This is a genomic window from Arenibacter sp. F26102, from assembly GCF_023015865.1.
Taxonomy (GTDB): domain Bacteria; phylum Bacteroidota; class Bacteroidia; order Flavobacteriales; family Flavobacteriaceae; genus Arenibacter.
In genome coordinates, this window is sequence record NZ_JALKBC010000006.1 from 352,497 (window position 1) to 377,646 (window position 25,150).

Genomic DNA, 25,150 nt, shown 5'->3' on the forward strand with positions numbered 1-25,150 from the left:
CCATTTTGTTAACCTAGTCATATTCAATAACAAAATAGAGTTGGTTTTTGTTTCCATCCAAATCCGTCCATTTACCAGCACTATTTATAGGTGTCGTTTCCAAACCAATACACAAAGCATCCTGGTCCCCATTATTATCAGGTTCATTGCCCCAATTGTTATATAATCCGTTAACGGCACTACCATCTACTCCCCCACTCCAAAAAGCAACTCCTGTTTCTTCATTGTCCCAATTCCAGACCCAGGATCCTTCTTCAGCTAAATCGTTACCTCCCAACCAAACCGCTGCATATCCAAATTCATTGTTGGTTTCGTCCAAAACGATACCCGCTTTAGTTGTAAGTTCAAGAAAAACAGCATTTTGTTCTTCTTCACTATTTATCTCTGATATATAACCTCCCCGCGCTACCGCAAATGAAACAGCATCCGTCCAAGTTTTATTTTCCTTTACAATTTCGTAAGATGTCTCATCAAAACTAAAGGCATAAATACTGGAACCCTCAACACTTTCCTCTTCCATTTCGGCGGTCTTACCGCAAGAAACAATGGCTAAAAGCGAGGTATATAGGATTATTTTTCTCATTTTGGCTTGATAAGTTTTACGCATCACCATGATTTTATTCGAAAAATGTGCCTTTGGTACCGTAATAAGCCCCTGATTTAATTACATACAGACCCGATGTTGAATACACGTCATTACTGGTGTGATAATGGTATATAGCATCAGAAAAATCCGCGGTCACACCAATATGCCCACCATTGTCATCAAGATTGTCGGGATACGCCCCATCCTTGTCCTTACGTCCATAAATTGGAAATCCATCCCTTAAAAAGCCTATAAGATTAGCGTCATCAACGGTAAGATATGTCCCCTCACTGTGGTAGTGATAGTCCTCTCTTGGTCCCGGGTGGGCACCTGATGCATCGAAAGTTCCCCATGCATTTTCTTCTAGCATGCCCCCACCTTCATAATCATTGTAAATAGGCACTCCATTGAGAGCCATTCCAACAGGACCCAATTCGGTTTCCTCTTTATAGCTGGCTTCTTGAGGCTTTGTTGGAATTGTCATCACGTAATTAAAAGTCGTCATGCTCGTATTCATGTTGGCATGATTGGTTCCTGGAAAATCTTCATACATTTCGTGGCCAACGCCCCAGTACGGTGTTTTGTGATCTGGCAATCCTGTACTACTCACCTGAATGCTATTATCGCTCACCTGTACACTAACCCCTTCTGTATAATCATTCCTATAATTGGCCTGTACAACAGTCGTAATATCAACAGAGCCCTCGCTAGCTGTGTCCTCGTCTGTACTATCTACATTAGTGCTGCTGCATGCCATAAATAGAATTAAAATCAGACTGGCCGTGGGTATTAGGTAATAAAGTATTCTTTTCATTTTATAAGTTTAAAAATTCTTATTCTTCAGAAATTGAATGGGAAAAATTTGTTCTTCCATTTTGAGTTCAAATTTAAAGATATCCATGATGCCAAATTCATGAAATCAATAAATGGCCCTATCCTTTAAACGAATGGTAGGTTTTGTCCGGGGAAGAAATTTTGACGACCTGAAATATGGCTATATTTAAACCCCAGATACATTCCTAATGATATAAATACTAATCTACGGTATACCTTAACAGTGCCAGATTAACCAAAATAACATTGGTACTCCATATAAAAGTGGCGTCATATGCACTGTCAGCGAATACCTCTGTAAAATTGGAATATGAGGCTTTATTGTTCACCCCAATTTCATCATTTGTGTAAGTCGTTGCATTTGGCCAAACGGAATCATCGAAAGCCTCCGTTTCCCAGCCATCATCAGAGTTGTCCTCCTCTGTTGTTTGCATTTTTCATATAAAAGCTGCAAATGCCATAGTAAATTATATCTCAATGGAACTTCGTCCCCATATAGACTTTTCCTATTCTCCTCAGCCCAATTTAAAATACCATGCGTTCTCTTTAAAGGCTTTGTAGATGGGCAAGGTTCTCTTGCCAATATGCATCAGAGTTAGTAAATTTATAATCAAATTTTACTTCACTAAACTTGTGGTGATCTGCCATAGCATAATGCTCTAAAAGTGTTTTTGGTCCATCTTGGTTGATCAAGTAAGCAAAGATGCCGTAATCTCCTCCGTCATCCGTTGCTGGATTGTTGGGTATACGGGTTATGGTATGTACATGATTGTAGTCCGCAATAGTACCAGAATTGGCCCCTGTTGAGCCTTCGGTGTTGAATTCCGCCCATAAATACGGATTATAAATTCTGTAATAGAACTCAGAGGTAGCAGTTGGTGAAGAATTTGTATCGTTTATCCACACCAAGTAGGTGTCATCTATATTTTCCATAATATCCGTCCACCAAACATCCGCAAAATTGTCGGTAAGATTATACACATATTCTTTCATTAAGAGAATGAGGTTGGCTTGTGCTGTGGAAGACATTTCAGAATATTTAAGCCCAGTTGCGAAACCCGAATAATCATAATCTCCCCTGTACGGATCTGGATCACCATTCATATCCGCCGGACCAACTTCCAAAGAATGTGATGAACTAGTTGTCACTGCCGCTGAAATCTCATCGGTATCAAGACTATTATAAAGCGTTATAGCCAAATCGCGTTCATCCGAAAAAATATCGAAATTCTCACCGTTCCAAGTATCCGAGGCTGGCTCACCCCCTAAGAATGCAGGAACCATGGAAACATTGTCCCCGTCCACTAAAAAGTTGATCACACAGTGGTGTCCATCCAATTGAAAACCCCACGATCCACTGGTCTCTGGATCACCGAACATATCTATTGAGTAGAAATCCGGATCCCAAACCGAACTCATTACATTGTTCAGCCACCCTTCTGAAAGTTCTGTAATTTCATAGACTTTTTGATATCCTCCCGTACTCAAAAACAATTGTAAAATATTTTTAAAAGCCGTCAACTGTTCATTGGACAGGTCACCATAGGTTATACCATCCCTATTTCCATTATTGGCTGGAGTATTGTGCCATAGATAAAAACGTTCATCATCCAAACATACTGAACCCTCTTCCTGTAGACTGGTGGAGAGGGAGTTTCTAAAATCAACCATGGCGAGGCGCATAGTCTCAATTTCGGTATTGGTAGATTGTGCTGCGTCTTCTGTACTACAGTCCAAAGCAAAAGTGTCGTCGGTGCTGTCGTCATTGGTAGTATCATCCTTGGTGCTTTCCGTTGTGGAACTGTCATCGCTACATTGCACGAAAGTGGTGGTCAAAGCAAATAACAATAAAAACAGTGAGAGGTATTTGGTAATCGTTTTCATATATTTGAAATTAGAGTTGATTATAAATTGAAATTAATTTAGACCGGCAGTCATTGAATACTTTTATTTCATTGACAAACCCTTTAAAATTTTGTTCATTCTGCCATGGCACAGGTATTTTCATTTTTTATTACGTTTTAGGCAAAAGCATCACCGTACTTCCAAAAATGAGCTATGACAATAATCCGCAAGTAGCTTGCATTGAAATTCCTGTTATCCGCGTTCATTTTATTGGCTATGAAGCCGAGTAGTTATTATTTCCTAAAATCTCCGCTAGTCGTACCCAAAAATTCAAATCATCGAACTATGGTAAGAGGCACTTCTTTAGATTTATTGGACCTATTAAATAAATGGCCTACCCCCAACACTATCAAGCCCAAAACCAAAATCGCTGCTACACCCAATACAATGACCCCTATACTGGACGAAAAAAAACTAGCCTCATTTTTGCCTACTTCCACGAATTGATTTCCATCTACCGCCAATGAGAGGGTGTGATCATTGGCATTATTCAAAACAAAACGTTCTTTGTTAAATCCCTCCTTTAAAAGGATTAAGGCGCTTTGATTTTGGTGGATGTCCTTAAAAATAGTATTTGTAAGCAACACCGAATTTATATCTGAGGGAATATCAAAGACTTCGTAAACCACCATGGTTTCATGACCAAGTTTTACCGCCCCATTCCCGAAAGAAATATCCTCTCCACTATTGAAACTGATATGAAGGTTGTTTTTAATATGCTCCAACACCATTTGCTGAAACTCCTCTGGAGATTGATAAGGTGTTTCAGAAAAATGGGTTCGTATTTCCTGTTGAAAAGCGGTTAACGATGCGCTTATCTGTAATACCCAACTGTTATTCCCCTTTTCGACCAGCATAGTGGTGGAAACATTGGGATTGTGGGCAAAACTTGCCATTGAAAACCCCAAAGCGAAAAGCACTAACATGTATTTTTTCATCTGTTTATATTTTTTTGTTTAAAAAATCTATTGGAATAAGCCATATCTCGCTCCTACTGGCATACCAATCTGGTCAAGACTCTTTTTTAGCATTATTTTCAATTGACGTAAGCTCCCTTTAAACCATTTATAAAATTATTATTGCCGGCTGCGTCTACATGATAATGATATCCTCTAGTGTTATCCGTATGCCCCCTTAATTCATCCAAGCCTGAAGGACTATCGCCATTGGCATCTTCCAAAGCATAAATTCCAATTCCGTCCAAGGCGTAACCGATCAAAGTTGCATGCCCATCGTCTTGGGCTATTTGTGTCCCGAATCCTGTAGCTGCATGGTAGTGGTAACCCTGATGTACATTAATATGTCCACCAGCATCATCAAAAGGAGCAAGGGTGTATGCCCCAAGTATATTATCCACAGGTGCCGGAGCAGAAAATTCAATCCCGTTCAAAGCTACTCCACGAGTCGAAGGTGCAGTATTGCCTGCTCCCGGAGGCCCTCCTCCAGCGGTAGTAAATAAAGTTGGACTCGCCTGTATTACCGGCGTTACTGGTATTACCCAGGTCTGACTTAAGTCAGTAATATAAGAAGGAAGGCATTCTACGCAGAAGTTCTCATATTCGGCGCCCACATTTGGGTTGGCAGCATTCTCACAATCTTCTTCCGTATCGGTTACATATATATCTCCATTGGTATCATATAATAGCCAATTGGTATCGTTGTAAAATGTCGCCAAATTTTCAACAAAGGCACCATCCACATCATAAACTTCCCCGCCTTCCAGCCATATGCCACCTGCCTCTGCATCGTCGGCAATATTGTCCGGACACCAAGGTCCCATATCGTGATCTGCGGCCAAACTGGAGGTAACAATTTGATAGCAATCCGTTTCGGTGCCATCTGAAAGTGTACAAGGAATAGTTGTAATCGTAACCGATCCATCTGCCGTATAAAAGTAGGATGGTTCAACATTTACAACAGCGGTATCATCCACTGTATCACCATCATCCGTGCCATCCGTAGTACCCCCACTATCATTGCTACAGCTGAGGCATGACATGAGGAGCGCGGTACCTACAATTAAATATGAAAATTTATTCGACATAGTTTCAGTTTTATAATTACACTTAAGTTCTTTACCTAATCACGTTTACGTCCTTTTGGTTTTGGTGCTTTCTCCAACTCCTCTTTAGAGATGTAACCATCCTCATCCGTATCTATCTTGGCGAAATCATCTTTGATAGGACCTTTTAATTCTTCTTTGGATAATTTCCCATCCTCATCCTTGTCCATTTCCTTAAAAATTTCATCTACGGATGGAGGCTCTTTTTGTCCTTTCCCGCCTTGAGACTGTTGTGCACTAAGGTTAGCGCTAAAAAATAAGGTTACCATTGCGGTTAACACTGCCGATTTTACTATCATTTTTTTCATAGTTATTGTTTTTAAATTCATTCTTTGGACTACAAAGATGGCCCATGGTTGAATACCAAATGGCTTCTTTCAGTGAACCTACACAGGTTTTAAGCGAATTAAGTGATAGCTCCGGTGAACTTCAAATTATGAAGGGCTTGGATAGCCTATTTTTACATTGTGATGAAAATTAATTCCTTTAATTTGTACCATGGACAGAACAAAACGATTTCTTTTTCACACGGTATTATGGCTAGCCGTTTGGCTCATGGCCTGGTTGCTTATGACAGATGATGCGCTCTTTGCCAAAAAGAACGCACCCTCTTTTCTTCTGCAAATTGTGGTCATTGCCGTTCTGATCTATTACACGGCGCCCGCACTTTTGTTCAAAAAAAAATATGTACCCTTTATATTGATCTCCTTGGCCCTGATCGTTTTCTGCGCAGCAATGATTTCTGATCATTTTGTAGAACTGATTTCAGGTCAACCACCTCGCCAGGCAGGTCCACCACCTCACATGCGCCCCAGGGTACCGCCCCAATTTCTGATCCACTTTTTGATATTGTCCATTGCCTATGTACTGGCCACTTTTGTGGAAACATTTTTGTTTGCACAAAAGAAGGAAGAAGAAAATATTAGGAACAAAAATGAAAATTTACAGACTGAACTAAAACTACTGAAATCGCAGATCAACCCACATTTTTTGTTCAATTCCCTAAACAATATTTATGCGCTTTCGGTTACCAATTCGGACAAGACCCAGCAGGGGATCAGTACCCTTTCCAACATGTTGCGCTATGTTTTGTACGAATGTGAACAAGCTTATGTTCCATTAGGCAAGGAGGTCGATTATATAAAGGACTATTTGGCCATGTACGTCTTAAAAAGCAGTAAAACCTATCCCATACAAACGAAATTTCAAATAAATAATGATGTTGTACAGGTAGCCCCCATGCTTTTCATTCCCTTTGTTGAAAATGCTCTAAAACACGGTAATCTAGAAAAGATAACGGATGCTTTTTTAAAAATAAGTATCATTTCCGACGACAAAAACATCGATTTTGAAATTGAAAACAGCATCCCTAAGGAATCGATGCAAAAAGACAAAATTGGAGGAATAGGCCTGGAAAACGTAAAGAAAAGATTGGAAATACTATATCCTAAAAAGCATACTTTAAAGATCCAAAAAGAATTAACTACTTTTAAGGTTCAACTACACATAGATCTGAATGGGGACCATTAAATGTTTAATCGTAGACGATGAGGAGTTGGCACGAAGCCTCCTCAAAACCTATGTTGCAAAAGTGAATTTTTTGGAATTGGTGGCCGATTTCGAAAATCCCTTGGACGCCATAAAGGTGCTTAAGGAACAAAAAATAGATCTACTGCTGCTGGACATACAAATGCCCGAAATTAAAGGTACAGAGTTTGCAAAAATGATTTCACCCGATACCCAGGTCATCTTTACAACTGCATACTCGGAATACGCCTTGGAAGGCTTTGAACTAAATGCCATAGATTATCTCTTAAAGCCCATAACTTTTGAACGCTTTCTAAAGGCTGTCAACAAAATTAAAACGGACACTGAACAAGATACTTCAGAGGATACAATAATCGTTAAATCGGGCTATGACCTGCATAAAATAAAGTTCGATTCCATTCTTTACATTGAGAGCGATAGCGAATATGTCATTTATCACACCCTGCAAGGAAAGATCATGAGCAACCAGAGCCTTACAGCTTTGGAAAAAAGACTGCCAAAGGAATTGTTCATGAGGGTACACAGGTCCTATATCGTTAATAAGAAAAAAGTGAGTGCCCTGAAGGGGAAGGATGTGTTTATTGAAAAAGTGGCCATTCCAGTTAGCGCCAGCTATTTCGATTCGGTAAAAAGCAACCTGTTTTAGCTATCCAACCTTATATCCTTGTATTCATTCCTCGGCATCAAAAACCATGGTTGTCACCGATTTTCCAAGTACCCCGATCGAGTTCTTTTTTGAAAAGCCCTTGTCCATTTTGCGTAGGTTAAAGGATTCGTTGGTTATATAGCTATTCATCCTAGTTTCTGCAGGATATGCCATATTCAGCCTTAAATCGATGGCCTTTTCCCTTTGGTTTACTACCACAACCACTATACTCTTATCCTGATTTTTATAGGCTGATATCAAAACCCCATCCTTTAAGTTGTCCTCCTCATTGATACCTTTGTAGTCAACAAAAACCCTTTTTGCACCTGGCCTAACGAATCTAGAGTAATTGCCCAAGGCCCATAGCAATTTGGAGTCGAAATAATTGCCGTCCTCAGTGTCCTTGTCCACATAAATAAGTCCGTCCTTAAAATCGTATGGACTCATGGCCAACCACCAATGCCAGGCACTCGCATTGGCAATGGTTAGATCGGCATGGATAAGACGGGCCACATAAAGTGCCGTCTGCATGCCCAAATCCCGACCTTTTCCCTTTATTTCCTCATTGTTCTCCAAAATGCAGTATTCGCTCATCCAATACTCCAATGAAGGATATTTTAGCAATTTTTCCGCCATTCGCTGTCTTTCACTTTTAAGTTTTTGAATATCCCAAGTTGTAAAATAACTATGTGCTGCAACCTTTGGGGCCACCGATTTTAAATTGGCTAAATAGTTGGGACTCTCTGGACTAAAAAAAGTTTCAATTTGGTTGCTTCTGTTATTATGCTTTTCTTTTTCCCCTGTTAAATAGCCTATAGCCCCGGCCTCCGTAAGCTCTATTTTGGTATCTATTTTCTGCTGGATAAAAACGGAATCGATTACCTTGGTGGCATCTGCCAATTCGTTATTGTTCCAAGGCGAACCTTCCTGCCCGCCTTTCCATTCCCACTGGGGCTCATTGAACGGACTTATGTAATCAAAATCAATGGATAGGCTATCCCTAAAATGGTGAACAAAATTGGCCAAGAACACCCCATAATCAACATACTTATCCTTGGATAAATTAGCCGCCAATCCGTCCTCGGAATGCGCCTTATTGTTCTTGGTCATTTGTATGGGCGGACTGTTCACAAAAGCTATGAATTCTTCTACATCTCGTTCTTTTGCCGCCTGTAGAAACCATTGTTGTCCTGCTTGCTTTCGCCAATCATATCTCCCATTGTCCTGTAAAAAGCCTTCCGCCCTTCTCCAAGGATCCTTTATCCCACTTTCGCTGCCTTGGGCTGCACTACCTGCACCAATATTAAAGCGCCAGGCCGATAGCCCAATTCCTTTTGGGGATCCATTTGTATGGTTTTCCAGACTAAACAACCAATCGGCCATTTGTTGTTTTTTATTATCTGGCCATAGGCCCGTATACTGCGCCGCCCATGCATCGGAAGCTGCGAAATTGTGAATGGTCTGATATTCCTTATCAATTGAAATATCTACCTTGACTACATCATTCCTTTGCGAAAAAGAAAAATGGCACACAAGTACAGCAAAGGCTAAAATGATATTAAATTCGGCTTTAAAATATTTAAGGGATTGATCAGCCGTTAATAATTTACTTCTATTCATAATGCCTCTCTAACCGTTTATTTAAATTGAAATTCCTTGGAAGGCGTTCTACTATTATTTAATTGCACTATGAGTTCTTTGGCCTTTTTGGGGAAGTCCTTAATAACATTCCTAGTTTCACTGGGATCTTCCTCCAAGTTATAGAGCTCATAATCTCCCGCTTCGTTTACGTTATACCTAATTAATTTCCAAATTCCAGCCAATAAGGCTTGTCTGCCTCCGCGTTCATGGAATTCCCAATACAAGTAATCATGTTCCTTTTGGTTCTTTTTACCAAGTAGCGTCGGCAAAAAGGATATACCATCTATTTCCGATTCCACTTTTATATCCAAAAGATCGGCAATGGTAGGCAGGACGTCCCAAAAGGCAGAAATATGGTCCGATTTTGTGTTTTTTTCAATTTTATTAGGCCAACTCGCTATCATAGGCACACGAATTCCACCCTCGTATAAATCGCGTTTGTAACCCCTGTAAATAGCATTGCTATCAAAGTAATCCGGGTCCGCACCACCTTCCTTATGTGGTCCGTTATCCGAAGTAAATATAATAATGGTATTGTCTCTTAATCCAAGACTTTCTATCTTCTGCATGATCTCCCCAACTTGGTCGTCCAATACATTTATCATTGCTGCAAAAGCAGCATGGGGAAATTCTTGAGATCCATAGGGGCCTTTTCTATATTTGGGTCCATCATCAACTCCCTTGTATGGACTTTCCGGCTCCAAAGTACCCTTATATTTATCCATATAGGTGCTAGGTGCCGCAAGTTCTGCGTGAGGCAATATAGAGGGATAGTATAGAAAAAAGGGACTGTCTTTATTTTCATCGATAAAGTCAAGCGCTTTTTTATGGATCAAATTGGGGGCATATTCGCCAGTAGCTTTCCCCTTGTTCCCTTTCAAAACAGCTTTTTCACCATCGTCCCATAAAAAATAGGGGTAGTAATTATGCGCCAAAGATTGATTGATAAAGCCGTAAAAATGGTCAAATCCTTGATTTAAGGGGTCTCCTTCAGTCGTAACATATCCCATACCCCACTTCCCAAAGGCCCCTGTGGTATATCCTTTTTCTTTTAAAACCTCTGCCATTGTTACACTTTCGGAAGGCAAAGGCACAGGCTTATTCCCCCTAATTGGTGTATGCCCAGTATGCTGCCCCGTCATCAATGCGGATCGGGAAGGAGCACAGACCGTTGACCCGGAATAATGATGGGTAAAAATCATACCTTGTTCTGCCAGCTTATCAATGTTCGGTGTTGAAAATTTCTTTTGGCCAAAACAACTTAAATCACCATACCCCAGATCATCGGCAAGGATGTAAATGATGTTGGGCTTTTGCAAATCGCGTACTATTTTATGTGTGTCCTGAGCTCTGCCTACGAAGGCCAACAATGGGATAAAAAACAGGAGTGGTATTTTTTTTCTGATGGTTCTTAATCGATTCATCTTTTATGGATTTAATTTGATCATTGAATAATTAGTTTTCAGAAGTAATATACAATGACAATTAATCATTGTGAATTCTTTTGGAATATTAATTTAACGTTTGTTCCCATGTGCTGGCCCAACTAATTGCTTGTAACAAAAAATGGCCATGGTAAATTATATAAAACATAAAGGGGCCTCCAAACACAGAAGTCCCTTTTGCAATTAAAAAACTAACTACCAACAATTTTTATTCTGTATTAAAACAAGTGCCTTTATCTAAGGTAAACACCTTTGAAGGCGTATCGGCTTCTCCAAAAAATAATTCTTAACTCGGCTACTACCTCCGGATAATCTATTGCAGGATTATTCTCTTCGCCCAAGTAGGTATCAAGTAAAGCCAACATTCTATACCTATTTTATCTTTTTGCCGTATTTGACACTTTTAGTATACTACCTTTGTCGTTGAAAAAACCGTTGTGCAAATCTCCCTCACAGGCCGCTAACAGTTTCCTTTTAAGTTCCTCCCTCTTTTTTGGACGTTGTTCGGATAAATCTCTTTCTTCCCTAAAATCGTCCGGCAAATAAAACAGTTCAAATACTTCCTTTTCGAGATCGGTCCTAATTTTCCAACCTTCATGAGTAATTAGTGTTGGCCCGGTATAAGAGGAATAAACCACAAATTCATGTTCTTTACCTTTACTTTGGTTTATCAATGCATCATAGAATGATATACCATCTGTATTAAAAGGCCGCAAAAAACCTGTGGTTTCCGCAATGGTCACCAATAAATCGTAGTTCGCAATAAGTCGGTCACTGGTTCTTCCAGCTTCAATTTTAGCAGGCCATCGAACAATCAGGGGAACTTGAATACCTCCCTGTAGATTACTTCGTTTCATCCCAGCACGACCCCCATTTCCATCGAAAACATCGCCAGATAAATCACTATAATATTTATGCTCCACATTATCAAAACGTTCGCCGGACATTATGTTGGCATATGGCTTTTCAATGCGTCCTTCTTGAGCATAGTAGATTTCATGTCCGTTGTCCGCCGTAAATATGACCATGGTGTTATCATCAATCTTAAGCTCTTTTAATTTATTCATGATCTGCCCAACGTTGTCGTCCAACATTTTAACCATAGATGCGTATTCCTTTTCAATAGGGGTCAACCGTTTATCGTCTACAAAGTCAGGATGTATTTTAGGAATGGCAACTGGGCCGTGAGGCAATTGTGTCGGAAAGTAAAGAAGGAAGGGATTATCTTTATTGGCATCCATAAAATCGAGAGCCTTATCCATAAACAGGTTCTGCGAATAGTGTTTTTTACCGTCCTTATTATTTCGTTCCTTATAATTCTCTGGAGTTTCGGGTTCCCCGGATTTGCCGGCGTTTGAGAGGGTATTCCCTTCTATATTGACCAAATTTCCATTTTCGAAAAGAAATGGAGGATAGAATCCATGTGCCCGAACATGATCAAGATATCCATAATAAGACCCCCAACCATGACGCTCCATTTGTTGGTGAGTTGTAGAGAAACCCCATTCCAATTTCCCAATTTGAGTAGTCGTATACTCCGCTTCTTTAGCCACTTGCCCAAGAAATACATTTTCTTCAGGTATCGGTGATAATTCCGATTCTATAGACCTGCCAATTTCCTTGTGATTAAACCCTTGCGTACTTATTTTTTTGTACATGCCCCCTGGGGTGATCTCAAACTTCACAGCATGGCAATCATGAAGCCCTGTAATTAACGATGCCCGAGCTGGGGCACATAGCATGTTAGAAAAGGCATTTGTAAAGCGTAACCCTTCTTTTGCAAGTTGGTCAATGTTGGGCGTTTTTATAATACTTTGGCCTTCATGTCCCAACAAACCAATTCCCAGATCATCGGCATAGATTAGAATGATATTTGGCTTTGAATTTTTTACTCTTTTTGTTACCACAGAATTTTGCTTGCAACCAGGAAAGAGGCTCAATAAACCAAGTATTGCAAAAAATGAAAAAAGTTTTCTATGCATTGTAGTTGTAATTCTTAATCTTTTCTACAGAAAAATTTCAAAGGAAAGCCGATAACCAGTAAACACAACATTAAAAGAGTTCCACTACTTTCCCTCCCAAAACCTTATTCAATTTTCTAAATAAGTACCTTGATCAAAGGTAAACACCTCGGAAGGCGTTCTGGCTTCTTCAAAAATATTTTTCATCTCGGCTACTACCTCCGGATAATCTTTTGCAAGATCATTCTCTTCGCCCAAGTCGGCATCAAGGTCATAAAGTTCTATTGGTGAATCTGTAGAACTGAACACATTGTACTTCACAGCCTTCCAATTACCTCTTCGGATAGCTTGTCTGCCACCTTTCTCATGAAATTCCCAATACAGATATTCATGTTGTTTTTGATTTTTTTCTTGTCCCAAAAGGGTGGGCAAAAAGGAAACACCGTCTAAAAAAGTGGGGACTTCCATATCTACAATATTTGAAAAGGTGGGCCATACGTCCCAAAAAGCCGAAACATGATCGGTTCTGGTATTTGGCTGTACATGCCCTGGCCATTTTACAATTAGCGGAACACGTATACCTCCTTCATAAAGATCTCTCTTGGTTCCTTTAAAAGGACCGTTGCTATTGAAATAATCGGGATCGGCACCTCCTTCAGTATGGGGTCCATTGTCTGAAGTAAACATTACTATGGTATTATCCGCAATACCCAACTGTTCCAATTTGGACATAATTTCGCCAACTTGATTATCCAAAATATGGACCATGGACACAAAGGCGGCATGGGTTTCTTTTTGTGATTCGTAGGGTCCATTTCTGTATTCAGGTCCATCATCCACACCCTTATATGCTTTTTCAGGAGGAAATTTACCTCTGTATTTTTTTAGGATTTCCTCGGGTGCCGCCAATTCAGCATGTGGTATTATGGAAGCTACATAAAGAAAAAACGGATTATCTTTGTTGAATTCTATAAAATCCAAGGTCTTTTCATGAATTAACTGTGGTGCATATACCCCTTTGTTCTTTCCTGAATTTTCCTCCAGTACCAAGGAATCCTTATTGGCCCACAAATGGCGCGGATAATAATTATGTCCCAAGCGTTGACAATTGTATCCAAAGAAAGTATCAAAACCTTGGTTTAAGGGATCTCCTTCAGAACCTGGGTAACCTAATCCCCATTTACCAAAGGCACCCGTAACATAGCCCGCTTTTTTCATGGCTTCTGCCATAGTAAAGGTATTGTCAGGTATTGGATATTGCCCCTCTGGCTGTATTTCCTTATTGCCACGCACAAAGGTATGACCGGTATGCATACCCGTCAACAATGCCGATCTGGAAGGCGCACATACAGTGCTACCAGAATAATGTTGGGTAAAAAGCATTCCCTCCCTGGCCAACTTATCTATATTAGGTGTTGTAAACTTCTGCTGCCCGTAGGCACTTAGATCGCCATACCCCAGATCATCGGCCAAGATGTAAATAATATTGGGTTTAGCAATTATTTCTTGACCGCTATTTTTTTTGGATACGTCTGTTTGTCGCTCCTTGTTTTTACAAGAGAACAACCCAAAAATCAATAATAAAATAGTAACTAAATAAGAGAATTGTCTCATAATAAGAATGGTATCAAAAATTCCATGGGACAAAGAAAATTTGTCCCATGGAAGTAATTTTTTTTTATAACATTATCTATATCCGTTATTTGTAGGATCCGACTCCAATAGATTTGGATTCAATTCCAACTGATTTTGTGGAATGGGCAACAAAACGTGATACGGTTGTATGTTGGCACCTGGGTTATTCCAAGCTCTGTGTTGAACAGATTTAACTGTTTCCAACAATATACCCCAACGGATAAGGTCCATTCTACGATGACCTTCTGCACTCAACTCAAACTTTCTTTCATCGTACATCGCTTCCCTAAACTGGGATTGCGACATTCCAGACCAAGGTTGATCCGGTTCAAAAGCGCGTTCCCTTACCTTGTTCACGTAAGCATATGCATTACCGGGACCATTAGCCTCATTTTCAGCTTCAGCTGCCATTAAATATACGTCAGCTAATCGAAATACGATAAAGTTTTCGGGGTGATTTTCACGCAACGAATTTTCTTGGTCCAAATTCCAGTTTTTACGGAAATATGGGAAAGATAATTTCCACCCTAAATATTCAGTGACAATGGTGGCATCATATCGTAAATCCCCATCTTGCCAATTTTCCCGTAATGAAAATTCCGGTAAAGGTACTGACCAACCATAACCGGTCATATCTTCATTTCTTGTGCGCAAAAGGCCTTGAAATATATTAACCTTGGAACCGGAAACCCCGTCTACCACGGTATCTTTATTCCGATTTGCAGGTTCATCCCTAATACGAGGGTTGTAATCGTCTGTCCTGGTCGTATTCAGTGGACCTCCTAAATCTGCTTCAAAGTCTATAACGAATATAAGTTCGTTGTTGTATTGATTACTTGGATCTGATTGATCGAAGACATCGGCATAGTTATCCAGAAGTGAATGTGCTTTTTGATCGATCACTATATCACATTCTGCCTTTGCCAATGCCCATTCCTTATCAAAAAGATGATATTTCGCCTTAAGTGTTGCTGCTGCCCATTTTGTAGCCCTACCCAAACTACTGCCGGAATAGGAACTGGGCAACAAATCAAATGCCCGTGTCAAATCTATTTTCATGGCGCTTCTGATTTCCGCTTTTGGCGTTCTACCTAAAACCGATCTTTCCAAAACGGGCAGTTGCCCTGTGTAAAAAGGAACATCTCCCCACAGATTGGTCAAGTGAAAATAGGCCAATGCCCTTAGAAAAAGCAATTCTCCCAGCCTCTGGCCCCTGGCTTCTTCTGACAAATTTTCGTTTCCTTCAATATTCGTTATAAATTCCGTAGTATTATTTACCACACGATACAACTGTATCCAGGTACCATTGCCATCGGAAGTGCCTTCTTGAATCAGGTAATTGTGAATAGCTCCATTAACATCCCTATTTGCGGCCTGAATATCTGCTCCACTGGTATAAAAATCGTCCAGCCCACGTTGGCGGTATAGGTTATTGTCGTGATACAGCCTGTAGACACCATTAACAGCCAATTCAGCCTCCTTATCGTTGTTAAAAAAGGCATCTGGGGTAATCTGATCTCGTAAGTCTTCTTCCAGAAACTTGTCACATGAGCTCAAAACCAGTAGGCCCATAAGCACTACAAAAAATCTGTTCGTTATTATTGTTTTCATATCGGTTTTTATTAGAATTGTAGTTTTACACCTAGGGTTATTGTCTTAGCATAAGGATATTGCCCTGCTGCAAACCCTTGGGAAACAGAATTGAACCCACTTTGGTCGGTAAAGTTATTTACTTCAGGGTCTCCCAATGTAAAGTCTGACCAAAGTAAAAGATTTGTACCGGTAACATAAACATTCATTGTGCTGAATACATCGCCCAGCCCTTTTGCTTCCATAGGAATATTATAATTTAAGGTCATAGTTTTTAATCGTAGATAAGAGCCATCCTCAACATTCAAGCTACTATTGGGATTAAAGAGACTGTTTGATGGCCCTGCCCTAGGAATATCGGAAGTTTCGTTTACACCTTCAATCCAACGGTCCAATACAATGGGATCCACATTTTGTTCGCCCCTACCAAAATAGGCCGTTTGGCTACGAATATTAAAAATTTCCGCACCATAGCTACCGTGAAAAAATACATCGAGAGACAGGTTTTTATAGGTAAAGGTATTTCTAAAACCTCCATAAAAATCCGGTATCGGACTACCTAACACCTGAAAATCTTCATCATTGATATTAGTATCACCATTTACATCCTCATATCTTGGGCCTCCGATAAAGGAGCGCCCCGCCCTACCATCTGCCGTAATCTCATCGGCAGTCTTATAGGTACCTAAGTATCTAGCCCCTACAAAAGTTGGCAGTGCCTCCCCAACGATCAACCTGGCTGAATTACCTCCTTGATTACCAGTAGATTGTAAGGAAATAAATTCTTGATCATCCAACTCCAATATCTCACTCTTGTTCGAGGATATGCTTAAATTGGACTCCCAGGTAAAGTTACTGTTCTGTACGTTGATGGTATTTAGACCAAATTCGAAGCCCCTGTTCTCTACAGATCCCAAATTCTGCAATTGGGTAGTTGAATTGGCTCCTACCTGACCAGATAGGGCTACGGATAATAGTAGGTCATCTGTTGTCTTTTTATAATAATCGGCTTCAAAAGAAATCCTATTGTTCAAAAATCCTAGCTCCAAACCTATGTCCATTTGCTTGGTTGTCTCCCAGGTTAAACCACTACTGGGAACCTGTCCAACAAGTACTCCATTTACCTGAGAACCATTGAAGACAGTAGTTGTATTGGCATAGGTGGCTATGGAATTGTAAGCGGCAACGCCTTGTTCCCCCACAATACCATAACTACCTCTAATTTTAAACCTATTTATTACATTGGAATCTACCATGAACTCTTCCTCATCAACGTTCCAAGCTGCACCCACAGAAGGGAAAAAGGCATATTTATTACCTGTCTCAAATACAGAGGACCCATCATAACGTCCTACAAGGGTAAGCAAATATTTGCTTTTGTAACCATAGTTGACACGACCCAAGAAAGAAGTCAGGGTTCGTTGTCCATATCCCGAACCAACCAGTGCTGTTTCTGAATCACCCAATGCCAAGTTATTAAACGAAACTACGTCATTAGGAAAATTATCGGCTTCGGCAAACGTACTTTCGTTATTATCTTTCTGCCAGGTAAAACCTCCCAATATTTTTAAGGAATGGCTCCCCAAATCCACGTCATAATTTAAGGTATTCTCGTTCAATAAGCTCTTGGAAAAATTGGTGTTGATCCTACCAAAACCACCATTAACACGTTCAGGCAAAATCCCTGGCAAGTAGTTGTTCTGCTTAACATAGTTTAACTGTGCACCAAAAGTAGATTTAAAAGAAAGGTTTTTTGCCAATTCATACTCAGCATATGCATTCGTAATAATTTGGGTAACCAAGTCGTGATCTACTCTATGTTGTATGTCCGCTTCCGGGTTTCGTTCCAGACCGGCACTTATGGGATTTTCAAAAGAGAAACTTCCATCTTCAAGATAAACTGGTCTAATTGGTAATACGCTGGAAACAATATTGCCGTAATCTACTTTACTGTTCTCTATTTTATAATGGGTTAAGTTTGTCCTAATCCCGGTCTTAAGCCTATCAGAAACCTTTACATCCACATTGGTTCTAAAATTTACCCTTTCCAATCCAGAACCTCTTAGCAATCCCTTTTGATTAAAGTAATTTCCAGAAATAAAATAATTGGCATTTTCAGAATTCCCAGTAATGGATAGATCGGTATTGGAGATAGAACCTGGTTGCTCTATTAAATCCAACCAATCGGTTGTCGTAGTATTTTCGGGGTTTAAAACCAATGGCAAGGAAGTGTCCGTAAATCCGAAACCGTCAGGTCCAGGTACAAACTGATAAGATTCATTTTTATAATCGATAAAATCCCGTCCGCCTAGAATATTGATTCGGTTGGCCGTTTCCTGAATACTTTGATAGTGATTGATGGCAATTACTGGTTTTCCAGGAGCCATTCCTTTACCATTCTTGGTCGTAATCAATATTACACCTGAGGCGCCCCTAGTTCCATATATGGAAAGAGCGGTAGCATCCTTTAAGATTTCAATAGAAGCAATGTCATTGACATTAATCGTATTAAGATTAAAACCGGTACCTGCAATAAAACCGTCTATTACATATAAAGGATCATTATTGCCATTAATAGAGCTATTACCCCTAATACGAATGGTAGACCCTGTTCCAGGTGTTCCATTGTTGGAAGTAACCTCTACTCCGGTAGCCCTACCCTGCAATGCCTGGTCTACCCTAGCCACTGGCTGGTTTTCCAATACATCAGATTTTATACTTGACACTGAAGACACCAAATCTTTTTTGGTAGAGGTACCATAACCTATGACAACCACCTCATCCAAAAGAGAAACGTCTTCCTGAAGCACTACATCAATAGTTGTGGACTTGCCCACCTGAACACTTTGAGCAATAAAGCCCAAATACCTAAATTCCAAAACAGAACCTTCCTCGGCCTTAATGGTGTAATTTCCATCAAAATCCGCAACAGCTCCTGTAGTAGTCCCCTTAACTAAGACATTTACTCCAGGTAAAGGCTGGCCAGATTCATCGGCAACCGTTCCGCTTATAATCTGCTGAGCTTGAAGCCCCACCATACTGAAAAACAGTAGTAATAATAAAATTCTTTTTAATTCCATATTGGTTTATGTTGGTTAATATTAAAACCGATTTTTCCACAACAATCGGCATTGTGTAAATATATAATGGCATTTAAGACTAGAAATCCCAATTAGGTGCAATTATGTTGCATGCTCTTGTTTTAAAGGCTTAAATGGCCTAATTTGCAACATTATTACCCTAAAATATAGACATAGTGTCCCCTTGTACTCATTAATAGACCCGTACATTTATTATCTATCGAATAAGACTTGTATAATCCAACATTGTCCTGGAGGACGGACCAAAACGTCATCTATATATGGCACGCAATATCTTAAGGCGCAATTTGAAATCCATGAAGACTTTAACGATTTACTTTTTTGTAATACTGTTTCATCTAGGCTGTTTGGCGCAAGAGAATAGAACCTACATTCATAAATTACATATAAATGGAATTCCCTTTAATAAGAAAACCAATGTTGTTTTTGAAGATCATTTGGGGTTTCTATGGCTGGGAACGGATAGTGGACTTTATAGATATGATGGTCATACCCTAATAGAAAATCAATATGATGTTTTTGATGAACATTCGATCCCTAACAATAGCATAAACTCTATACTGGAAGATGACCTTGGAAATTTATGGATAGGAAGTGAAAGCTACTTAATATTTTACGATAGAAGAACAAACAAGTTCAGAGGTTATTACAAAAACAGTACCTCAAAAGTCTTAGGAAAATCTTCAAATGGCACTATTTGGGCCAACTTACGTAATACGGGGGTCGTAAAAATAATTCCCAATGAAAAGGCCGAGAACATTTTATTTCAAACGGAATTTAACTACAAACAAGAAAATAGCATTTGGGCCAACGAAAAACAAATCAATCATTTTGCCGAGGACAACTTTGGCCGACTATGGTTTGCCACGCCCAATGGGATACAGGTTTTTGGAAGAGACAATGAATTGATCAAAACCGGATTTTTAAAAAGCACAGATTTTCTAATCAATACCAAAAACAACACATTTATTGCAAGCACTAAAGAAGGATTATTTGTCCTAGGTTATGGCAAGGCGAATAATCAATTAAGAGTATTGGAAACTTACACCAATTTTCCAGGCAACACATCCCTTTTACCTGAAATTATCACAATGGTCAAAGAAGAGGTAACCTCAACCCTATGGATCGGAACCCAGTCCGGCCTAATAAAAGGAATACGAAACAACAATGAATATACTTTCGACAAGATAAATAACTCCAACAATCAGTTTGCCAACAATGAAAGTAGAATCAACTCTTTGGCACTTGATCGATATAACAACCTATGGATTGCCACGAACAAAGGAGTAAATAAGTATATTGGAAGAACTTCCATTTTCGAATATACCAGCATAGATGAGCATTTGAACAATTTCTTCCCACAATCGTTTATGAAGGAGAATAGCCGAGAGGTTCTAATGACCATAAATGAAAAAGGTCTATACCGGTTTAATATAGCTTTAAACGCCAGCGAACTCCTACTGGCTACCAATGAAAATGTCACCGTCGTAAAGAAAGATTATGAAAATAAAGAACTCTTGATCGGGTTTGGCAAATCTCTCTTAAAATCCATAAACTATAACAACAAAAACGAAACTTTCGAGGTAGATACCCTAAAACAGTTTACCAAGGGCATAAAGGACCTTATTCCTTTACATACAAATGAAATATGGGTGGGCCTATGGGGCGGTGGAATCGACATTGTGAATACTGATGCAAATATTTCAGATTTTAAATTAAAAACTATTTCCCTACTAATGGGCAAGAATGTTTCGGTAATGCATTTAGACAAAATGCAAAATTTATGGATCGGCACAAGGGGAGATGGTCTTTTTAAAGTTGATCTAATCAATGAAGAAATAAAAACATACAATCCTACTCTCAAGGGAGGCCTTTCTTCCAACGCCATACTTAGCCTTTTGGAAACAGGGCAAGGAAACATATGGATCGGAACAAGAGGCGGTGGACTAAATTTTTACAACGCACAGGACAAAACCATAAAATCCTTTGGCAAAAATGAAGGCTTATTGTCATCAACCATTTCCAGTATTGAAATGGATATGACCGGGAATTTATGGCTAAGTACCCATGGGGGAATTTCACGTTTCAATGTCATGGAGGAAAAATTCGTGAATTTCGGAATTGAGGATGGCCTTGCTGAAAGTCATTTCATTTTTAATTCCCATGCCAATGCGGAGAATGGGACTCTCTATTTCGGCTGTCCTGGTGGATTTTATAGTGTTTACACAAAAAATTATCAGAAATCAAACCTTTTGCCAAATACTATAATCACCAAATTCAATATCCTTGGTAATAAAGCCGAAGAATCTAAATTAAAGCACTTACCGTCCGCATTAACCTCTAAGAGTACCGGTTATAATTTGGAGCTGCCTTTTAACAATAACAACATTGCCATTGAATTCTCTACATTGGATCTTACCTCCCCCAATAAAAATGAATACGCCTATAAATTGGAGGGCATTAATGATTTTTGGCACTACACCAAGGCTTCTAACCGTAATGCCAACTATAATGATCTACCCCCTGGGAAATACACATTTAAAGTAAAGAGTTCCAATAGCGACGGTGTTTGGAATCCGGAGCCAACAGAACTAAGTTTTTTAATTGCTCCGCCCTATTGGAAAAGCAATATGGCTTATTTTATTTATACTTTGCTAATATCCCTTTGCATTTATATCAGCTTTATACTTGTTCAGCGATGGTATACATTGAAGAAAAATTTAGTAGCCGAGACCATAAGCAGGGAAAAGGACAATGAAATTAACCGAATGAAAATGGTCTTTTTTACTGATATTTCCCATGAACTGCGCACGCCCCTGGCCTTAATTCTCGGAACAATAGAAAAGGTGGTTAAAGAAAAGAAATTTGTCTTAAGCCCACTTACCTCCCAACGCATCTACAACAACACCCTTAGAATGCACAGACTGATCAATCAAATAATGGACATCAGAAAATTTGACGAAGGCAAACTCAAATTAAACATTTCAAAAAATGATATTGTAAAGGACATAAACATTATAAAAAATGCCTTTAACGATTTTGCCAGGATTTATGAAATAAAATACGATTTCAACTGCGAAAAGGAAGAAATAAGGGGTTGGTACGATGTTGATATTTTGGAAAAAATACTTTTCAATCTATTGTCCAATGCATTTAAGTACACCCAAAAAAAAGGACAGATCAGTGTTGCCCTTGAATTTGCCAATTCCCATGATCTATATTCTATGGTAAAGTTTAAGGGAAATGGAAAATACATTAAATGCAGTGTTAAGGATAACGGTATTGGAATCCCTGAAAAGGATCTCCCACATATTTTCGACCGATACTATCAGGCAACAAAGGCCTATAGCAACCAAATCCCTGGTACAGGAATCGGGATGGAATTGGTCCAAAAACTTGTTGAAAGACATCACGGAGCCATTAGGGTTGAAAGTGAAGAAGGTGTATTCACTGAATTCACCTTTTTTCTCCCGATCAACAAAAATGCCTTTGATAAAAAAGAAAGAATAAATACGGGCAAGCCACTGACTAAAAGTTTTATTCATAATTCCGAATTTCAAGTAATTGATGAAGTCTCCACTGAGTTTGAATCAAAATCACAGGCCATAAAGTCGGGAAAACCCAAAATATTACTTGTAGAGGACAATGATGACTTAAGATTTATGGTCAAGGAGGAATTGAAGCATGATTTCTATGTCATTGAAGCCTCGAACGGCAAAGAGGGTTACGATGCTATACTTGAAGAAAAACCCCAACTGGTTATTTGCGACATACTAATGCCAATTGAAGACGGGATATCCATGCTAAAAAGGGTTAAGGATAATAATGATGTGAATACCATTCCCATTTTTATGCTGACCGCAAAAAATTCTGAAGAAACTAAAATAGAATGTCTGAGTTTAGGAGCTGAGGATTATATAGAAAAGCCATTCAGTTTAGAATTTGTAAAATGGAAAGTAAAAAACACCTTAATTACCAGACAGGAACTTAAAGAAAAGTATAGCAAAATAATTACCCCGGAGCCCTCGGAAATTATCGTGGATTCCAATGAAGAGAAGTTTATAAAAAAGCTGATCCAAATCATAGAGGATTCTATGGACGACAATTTATTGAGTGTGGAATACCTTGCCTCGGAAGTTGGGATGAGCAGGGCCAATCTATATAGAAAGCTCCAAGCCATAGTTGATGACACTCCTGTTAACTTCATTAAACAGATACGTTTAAAAAGAGCAGCCCAATTATTAAAGAAAAACAAGATGTATATTTCAGAAGTGGCCTATATGACCGGTTTCAATAATCAAAAATATTTCAGTAAATGTTTTAGCAAGGAGTTCGGAAAGAGTCCGACCGAATATGCAAAACAATTTTCGACCTAGAAGGAAGAAAAAACATCTTAATTAATTGTTTTTGGATAAATTTAACCCAATCTCCTTTTAAAACTCCGAATCTGCTTAGCAGAATTTCTCTATTGTATGAAACACATAAAAAACCACCACATCTTTATCGCCTTAGTTTTGGCGACTGCTTTTCTATCCTGCAAGTCTTCCAAAGACAACCCAACAAATAAGTCTCTTCCCAATATTGTACTAATTAATGTAGACGATTTAGGATGGAAAGATTTAGGTTTTATGGGCAGCCAATATTATGAAACACCCAATCTGGATATTCTGGCAAATGAAGGAATGGTATTTTACAATGCCTATGCCGGAGCTACAAATTGCGCCCCGAGCAGGGCTTGCATGCTGTCCGGACTCAATACGCCCAGACACGGCGTATATACTGTAAGTCCTTCGGACCGCGGTAATTCCAAAACCCGAAAATTGATACCTATAGAAAATACGGAACACCTTAACGATACCATATACACCCTGCCCAAAATGTTGAAGTCCGCAGGATATATTACAGGAAGTTTTGGAAAATGGCATGTTGGTAACGACCCCGCCATACAGGGTATAGATGTTAATATTGGTGGCAGTTCCAAAGGGAATCCTGGGAAAGGAGGTTACTTTTCACCATATAAAATTGATCATATTACCAATGGCCCCGATGGTCAATATTTAACTGACCGCATTGCGAACGAGGCCATCTCCTTTGTTGAGAAATATCGGGACACTACTTTTTTCCTTTATCTTCCCTTTTATACCGTGCATACCCCCATAATGGGTAAAGAGGAACTAATAGGAAGGTTCAAGAACAAAAAAAGATCTGATGGACAAAATAGGCCCGACTATGCGGCTATGGTAGCCTCTATGGATGAAAATGTGGGCAAATTGCTTGAGGAAATCAAAAAAAATGGCTTGGAAAATAATACCTTGGTGATATTTACCTCCGATAATGGAGGAATTAGGGCCATTTCTGAACAAAACCCCTTGCGTGCCGGTAAAGGCTCCTATTATGAAGGAGGAATTAGGGTTCCATTAGTGATCAAATGGCCTGGAAAGGTAGAACCAAATTCGAGCTCTATGAGCAGAGTGAGCAATTTGGATTTTTACCCCACCTTGCAAGAAATTGTTAAGCCCGCGAAAAGGGCTCAGGTACTGGACGGTATAGACCTAAATCCCATTTTGGAAGCCAAAACCACAACAGAAAGAGATCTCTTCTTTCATTTTCCCATTTATCTACAGGACTATAGCAAAGTCCATGATCAAGGCAGCGACCCACTATTTAGGACAAGACCAGGTTCGGTGATTATTTCCGGCGATTGGAAATTGCATGAATACTTTGAAGATGGCCGCTTGGAACTCTATGACCTAAAATCAGATCTGGGAGAAAAAAATAACCTAGCGGAACAACATCCGGAAAAGGCACAAGAACTACTTAAAAACCTCAAAGCTTGGAGAACTAAAAATAATGCCCCCGTACCTACCATAAAAAACCCTGAATACGATGCAGTTTTTGAACAAAGGATTATTCAAAATGTTGAAAGGAAATAATGGTTATAATCCTTTAAAATGATTAGCGTGGTAGTATATGAATTATGGAATAAGGATAGCAAATTAGGTGAAATACTTACTCTATATAATAGCCGAACAGATTATAGGATTCCCAATGATCGTTATAAGGCTAACCTCTTAAACTACCTCCCAAATTTAAAAGCTCCAACGGTTCCATAAAACCATCGCTTTAGCTGTATTTGAATAATATTGTTGAATATTCCTGCCTTAAAATGATATTTTAGTCCTGAACATCAGTTAAT

The 25,150-nt window shown here is 39.3% G+C and carries 18 protein-coding genes; 4 read left to right on the forward strand and 14 right to left on the reverse strand.

All coding sequences use genetic code 11. The features are described from left to right. Window positions 1-13: 13 nt before the first annotated feature. The 7 genes from MWU78_RS11240 to MWU78_RS11270 form a co-directional block, all read right to left on the reverse strand. Window positions 14-583, reverse strand: a complete 570-nt coding sequence (locus MWU78_RS11240) for a lectin-like protein (protein ID WP_246997830.1) — start codon at window positions 581-583, stop codon at window positions 14-16. A gap of 34 nt (window positions 584-617) precedes the next feature. Beyond that, a complete protein-coding gene (locus tag MWU78_RS11245; protein WP_246997831.1) occupies window positions 618-1,400 on the reverse strand; it encodes a YHYH protein in 783 nt (260 codons plus the stop codon). Between the two features lie 220 nt (window positions 1,401-1,620). Beyond that, window positions 1,621-1,854, reverse strand: a complete 234-nt coding sequence (locus tag MWU78_RS11250) for a hypothetical protein (RefSeq protein WP_246997832.1) — start codon at window positions 1,852-1,854, stop codon at window positions 1,621-1,623. Window positions 1,855-1,966: 112 nt separating this feature from the next. Then, on the reverse strand, window positions 1,967-3,304 hold the full coding sequence (locus MWU78_RS11255; RefSeq protein WP_246997833.1) for a DUF3500 domain-containing protein: 1,338 nt from the start codon (window positions 3,302-3,304) through the stop codon (window positions 1,967-1,969). A gap of 296 nt (window positions 3,305-3,600) precedes the next feature. Next, window positions 3,601-4,263 (reverse strand): DUF6702 family protein, encoded by a 663-nt coding sequence (locus MWU78_RS11260; protein ID WP_246997834.1) that lies wholly within the window; start codon window positions 4,261-4,263, stop codon window positions 3,601-3,603. 98 nt (window positions 4,264-4,361) lie between these two features. Beyond that, entirely contained in the window at window positions 4,362-5,369 is a 1,008-nt protein-coding gene (locus MWU78_RS11265) for a YHYH protein (RefSeq protein ID WP_246997835.1), read from the reverse strand. 35 nt (window positions 5,370-5,404) lie between these two features. Then, window positions 5,405-5,695: an EF-hand domain-containing protein gene (locus MWU78_RS11270; protein WP_246997836.1), complete on the reverse strand. Its 291-nt coding sequence runs from the start codon at window positions 5,693-5,695 to the stop codon at window positions 5,405-5,407. A gap of 190 nt (window positions 5,696-5,885) precedes the next feature. Between MWU78_RS11270 and MWU78_RS11275 the strand changes: the two genes are divergently transcribed. Continuing rightward, window positions 5,886-6,917: a histidine kinase gene (locus MWU78_RS11275; protein WP_246997837.1), complete on the forward strand. Its 1,032-nt coding sequence runs from the start codon at window positions 5,886-5,888 to the stop codon at window positions 6,915-6,917. Next, window positions 6,904-7,581: a LytTR family DNA-binding domain-containing protein gene (locus MWU78_RS11280; protein ID WP_246997838.1), complete on the forward strand. Its 678-nt coding sequence runs from the start codon at window positions 6,904-6,906 to the stop codon at window positions 7,579-7,581. Before MWU78_RS11275 ends, MWU78_RS11280 begins: the two co-directional genes overlap by 14 nt. Window positions 7,582-7,605: 24 nt before the next feature. On the opposite strand, the gene MWU78_RS11285 is transcribed toward MWU78_RS11280, so the two are convergent. The 7 genes from MWU78_RS11285 to MWU78_RS11310 form a co-directional block, all read right to left on the reverse strand. Further along, window positions 7,606-9,201 (reverse strand): glycoside hydrolase, encoded by a 1,596-nt coding sequence (locus tag MWU78_RS11285; protein ID WP_246997839.1) that lies wholly within the window; start codon window positions 9,199-9,201, stop codon window positions 7,606-7,608. 17 nt (window positions 9,202-9,218) lie between these two features. Continuing rightward, window positions 9,219-10,646, reverse strand: a complete 1,428-nt coding sequence (locus MWU78_RS11290) for an arylsulfatase (RefSeq protein ID WP_246997840.1) — start codon at window positions 10,644-10,646, stop codon at window positions 9,219-9,221. Window positions 10,647-10,900: 254 nt separating this feature from the next. After that, window positions 10,901-11,032 (reverse strand): hypothetical protein, encoded by a 132-nt coding sequence (locus MWU78_RS22415; protein ID WP_281503827.1) that lies wholly within the window; start codon window positions 11,030-11,032, stop codon window positions 10,901-10,903. Between the two features lie 12 nt (window positions 11,033-11,044). Next, on the reverse strand, window positions 11,045-12,574 hold the full coding sequence (locus tag MWU78_RS11295; protein ID WP_246997841.1) for an arylsulfatase: 1,530 nt from the start codon (window positions 12,572-12,574) through the stop codon (window positions 11,045-11,047). A 183-nt stretch (window positions 12,575-12,757) separates the two neighbouring features. Continuing rightward, on the reverse strand, window positions 12,758-14,242 hold the full coding sequence (locus MWU78_RS11300; protein WP_246997842.1) for an arylsulfatase: 1,485 nt from the start codon (window positions 14,240-14,242) through the stop codon (window positions 12,758-12,760). 72 nt (window positions 14,243-14,314) lie between these two features. Continuing rightward, entirely contained in the window at window positions 14,315-15,874 is a 1,560-nt protein-coding gene (locus MWU78_RS11305; RefSeq protein ID WP_246997843.1) for a RagB/SusD family nutrient uptake outer membrane protein, read from the reverse strand. 11 nt (window positions 15,875-15,885) lie between these two features. Next, on the reverse strand, window positions 15,886-18,933 hold the full coding sequence (locus MWU78_RS11310) for a TonB-dependent receptor (protein WP_246997844.1): 3,048 nt from the start codon (window positions 18,931-18,933) through the stop codon (window positions 15,886-15,888). Window positions 18,934-19,214: 281 nt separating this feature from the next. On the opposite strand from MWU78_RS11310, the gene MWU78_RS11315 reads away from it, so the two are divergent. Together MWU78_RS11315 and MWU78_RS11320 are read left to right on the forward strand one after the other, a co-directional pair. After that, the gene (locus tag MWU78_RS11315; RefSeq protein ID WP_246997845.1) at window positions 19,215-23,330 is read left to right on the forward strand and encodes a two-component regulator propeller domain-containing protein; all 4,116 of its coding nucleotides are present in this window, start codon (window positions 19,215-19,217) and stop codon (window positions 23,328-23,330) included. A 96-nt stretch (window positions 23,331-23,426) separates the two neighbouring features. Next, a complete protein-coding gene (locus tag MWU78_RS11320; RefSeq protein ID WP_246997846.1) occupies window positions 23,427-24,887 on the forward strand; it encodes a sulfatase in 1,461 nt (486 codons plus the stop codon). Window positions 24,888-25,150: the final 263 nt, after the last annotated feature.

Excerpts from the sequence above, each read along its gene's own strand:
- MWU78_RS11275 (WP_246997837.1), top strand. The coding sequence starts at position 5,886 with ATGGACAGAACAAAACGATTTCTTTTTCACACGGTATTATGGCTAGCC.
- MWU78_RS11240 (WP_246997830.1), bottom strand. The coding sequence starts at position 583 with ATGAGAAAAATAATCCTATATACCTCGCTTTTAGCCATTGTTTCTTGC.
- MWU78_RS11320 (WP_246997846.1), top strand. The coding sequence starts at position 23,427 with ATGAAACACATAAAAAACCACCACATCTTTATCGCCTTAGTTTTGGCG.
- MWU78_RS22415 (WP_281503827.1), bottom strand. The coding sequence starts at position 11,032 with ATGTTGGCTTTACTTGATACCTACTTGGGCGAAGAGAATAATCCTGCA.
- MWU78_RS11260 (WP_246997834.1), bottom strand. The coding sequence starts at position 4,263 with ATGAAAAAATACATGTTAGTGCTTTTCGCTTTGGGGTTTTCAATGGCA.
- MWU78_RS11245 (WP_246997831.1), bottom strand. The coding sequence starts at position 1,400 with ATGAAAAGAATACTTTATTACCTAATACCCACGGCCAGTCTGATTTTA.
- MWU78_RS11310 (WP_246997844.1), bottom strand. The coding sequence starts at position 18,933 with ATGGAATTAAAAAGAATTTTATTATTACTACTGTTTTTCAGTATGGTG.
- MWU78_RS11315 (WP_246997845.1), top strand. The coding sequence starts at position 19,215 with ATGGCACGCAATATCTTAAGGCGCAATTTGAAATCCATGAAGACTTTA.
- MWU78_RS11280 (WP_246997838.1), top strand. The coding sequence starts at position 6,904 with ATGGGGACCATTAAATGTTTAATCGTAGACGATGAGGAGTTGGCACGA.
- MWU78_RS11305 (WP_246997843.1), bottom strand. The coding sequence starts at position 15,874 with ATGAAAACAATAATAACGAACAGATTTTTTGTAGTGCTTATGGGCCTA.
- MWU78_RS11290 (WP_246997840.1), bottom strand. The coding sequence starts at position 10,646 with ATGAATCGATTAAGAACCATCAGAAAAAAAATACCACTCCTGTTTTTT.
- MWU78_RS11285 (WP_246997839.1), bottom strand. The coding sequence starts at position 9,201 with ATGAATAGAAGTAAATTATTAACGGCTGATCAATCCCTTAAATATTTT.
- MWU78_RS11255 (WP_246997833.1), bottom strand. The coding sequence starts at position 3,304 with ATGAAAACGATTACCAAATACCTCTCACTGTTTTTATTGTTATTTGCT.
- MWU78_RS11300 (WP_246997842.1), bottom strand. The coding sequence starts at position 14,242 with ATGAGACAATTCTCTTATTTAGTTACTATTTTATTATTGATTTTTGGG.
- MWU78_RS11250 (WP_246997832.1), bottom strand. The coding sequence starts at position 1,854 with ATGCAAACAACAGAGGAGGACAACTCTGATGATGGCTGGGAAACGGAG.
- MWU78_RS11270 (WP_246997836.1), bottom strand. The coding sequence starts at position 5,695 with ATGAAAAAAATGATAGTAAAATCGGCAGTGTTAACCGCAATGGTAACC.
- MWU78_RS11265 (WP_246997835.1), bottom strand. The coding sequence starts at position 5,369 with ATGTCGAATAAATTTTCATATTTAATTGTAGGTACCGCGCTCCTCATG.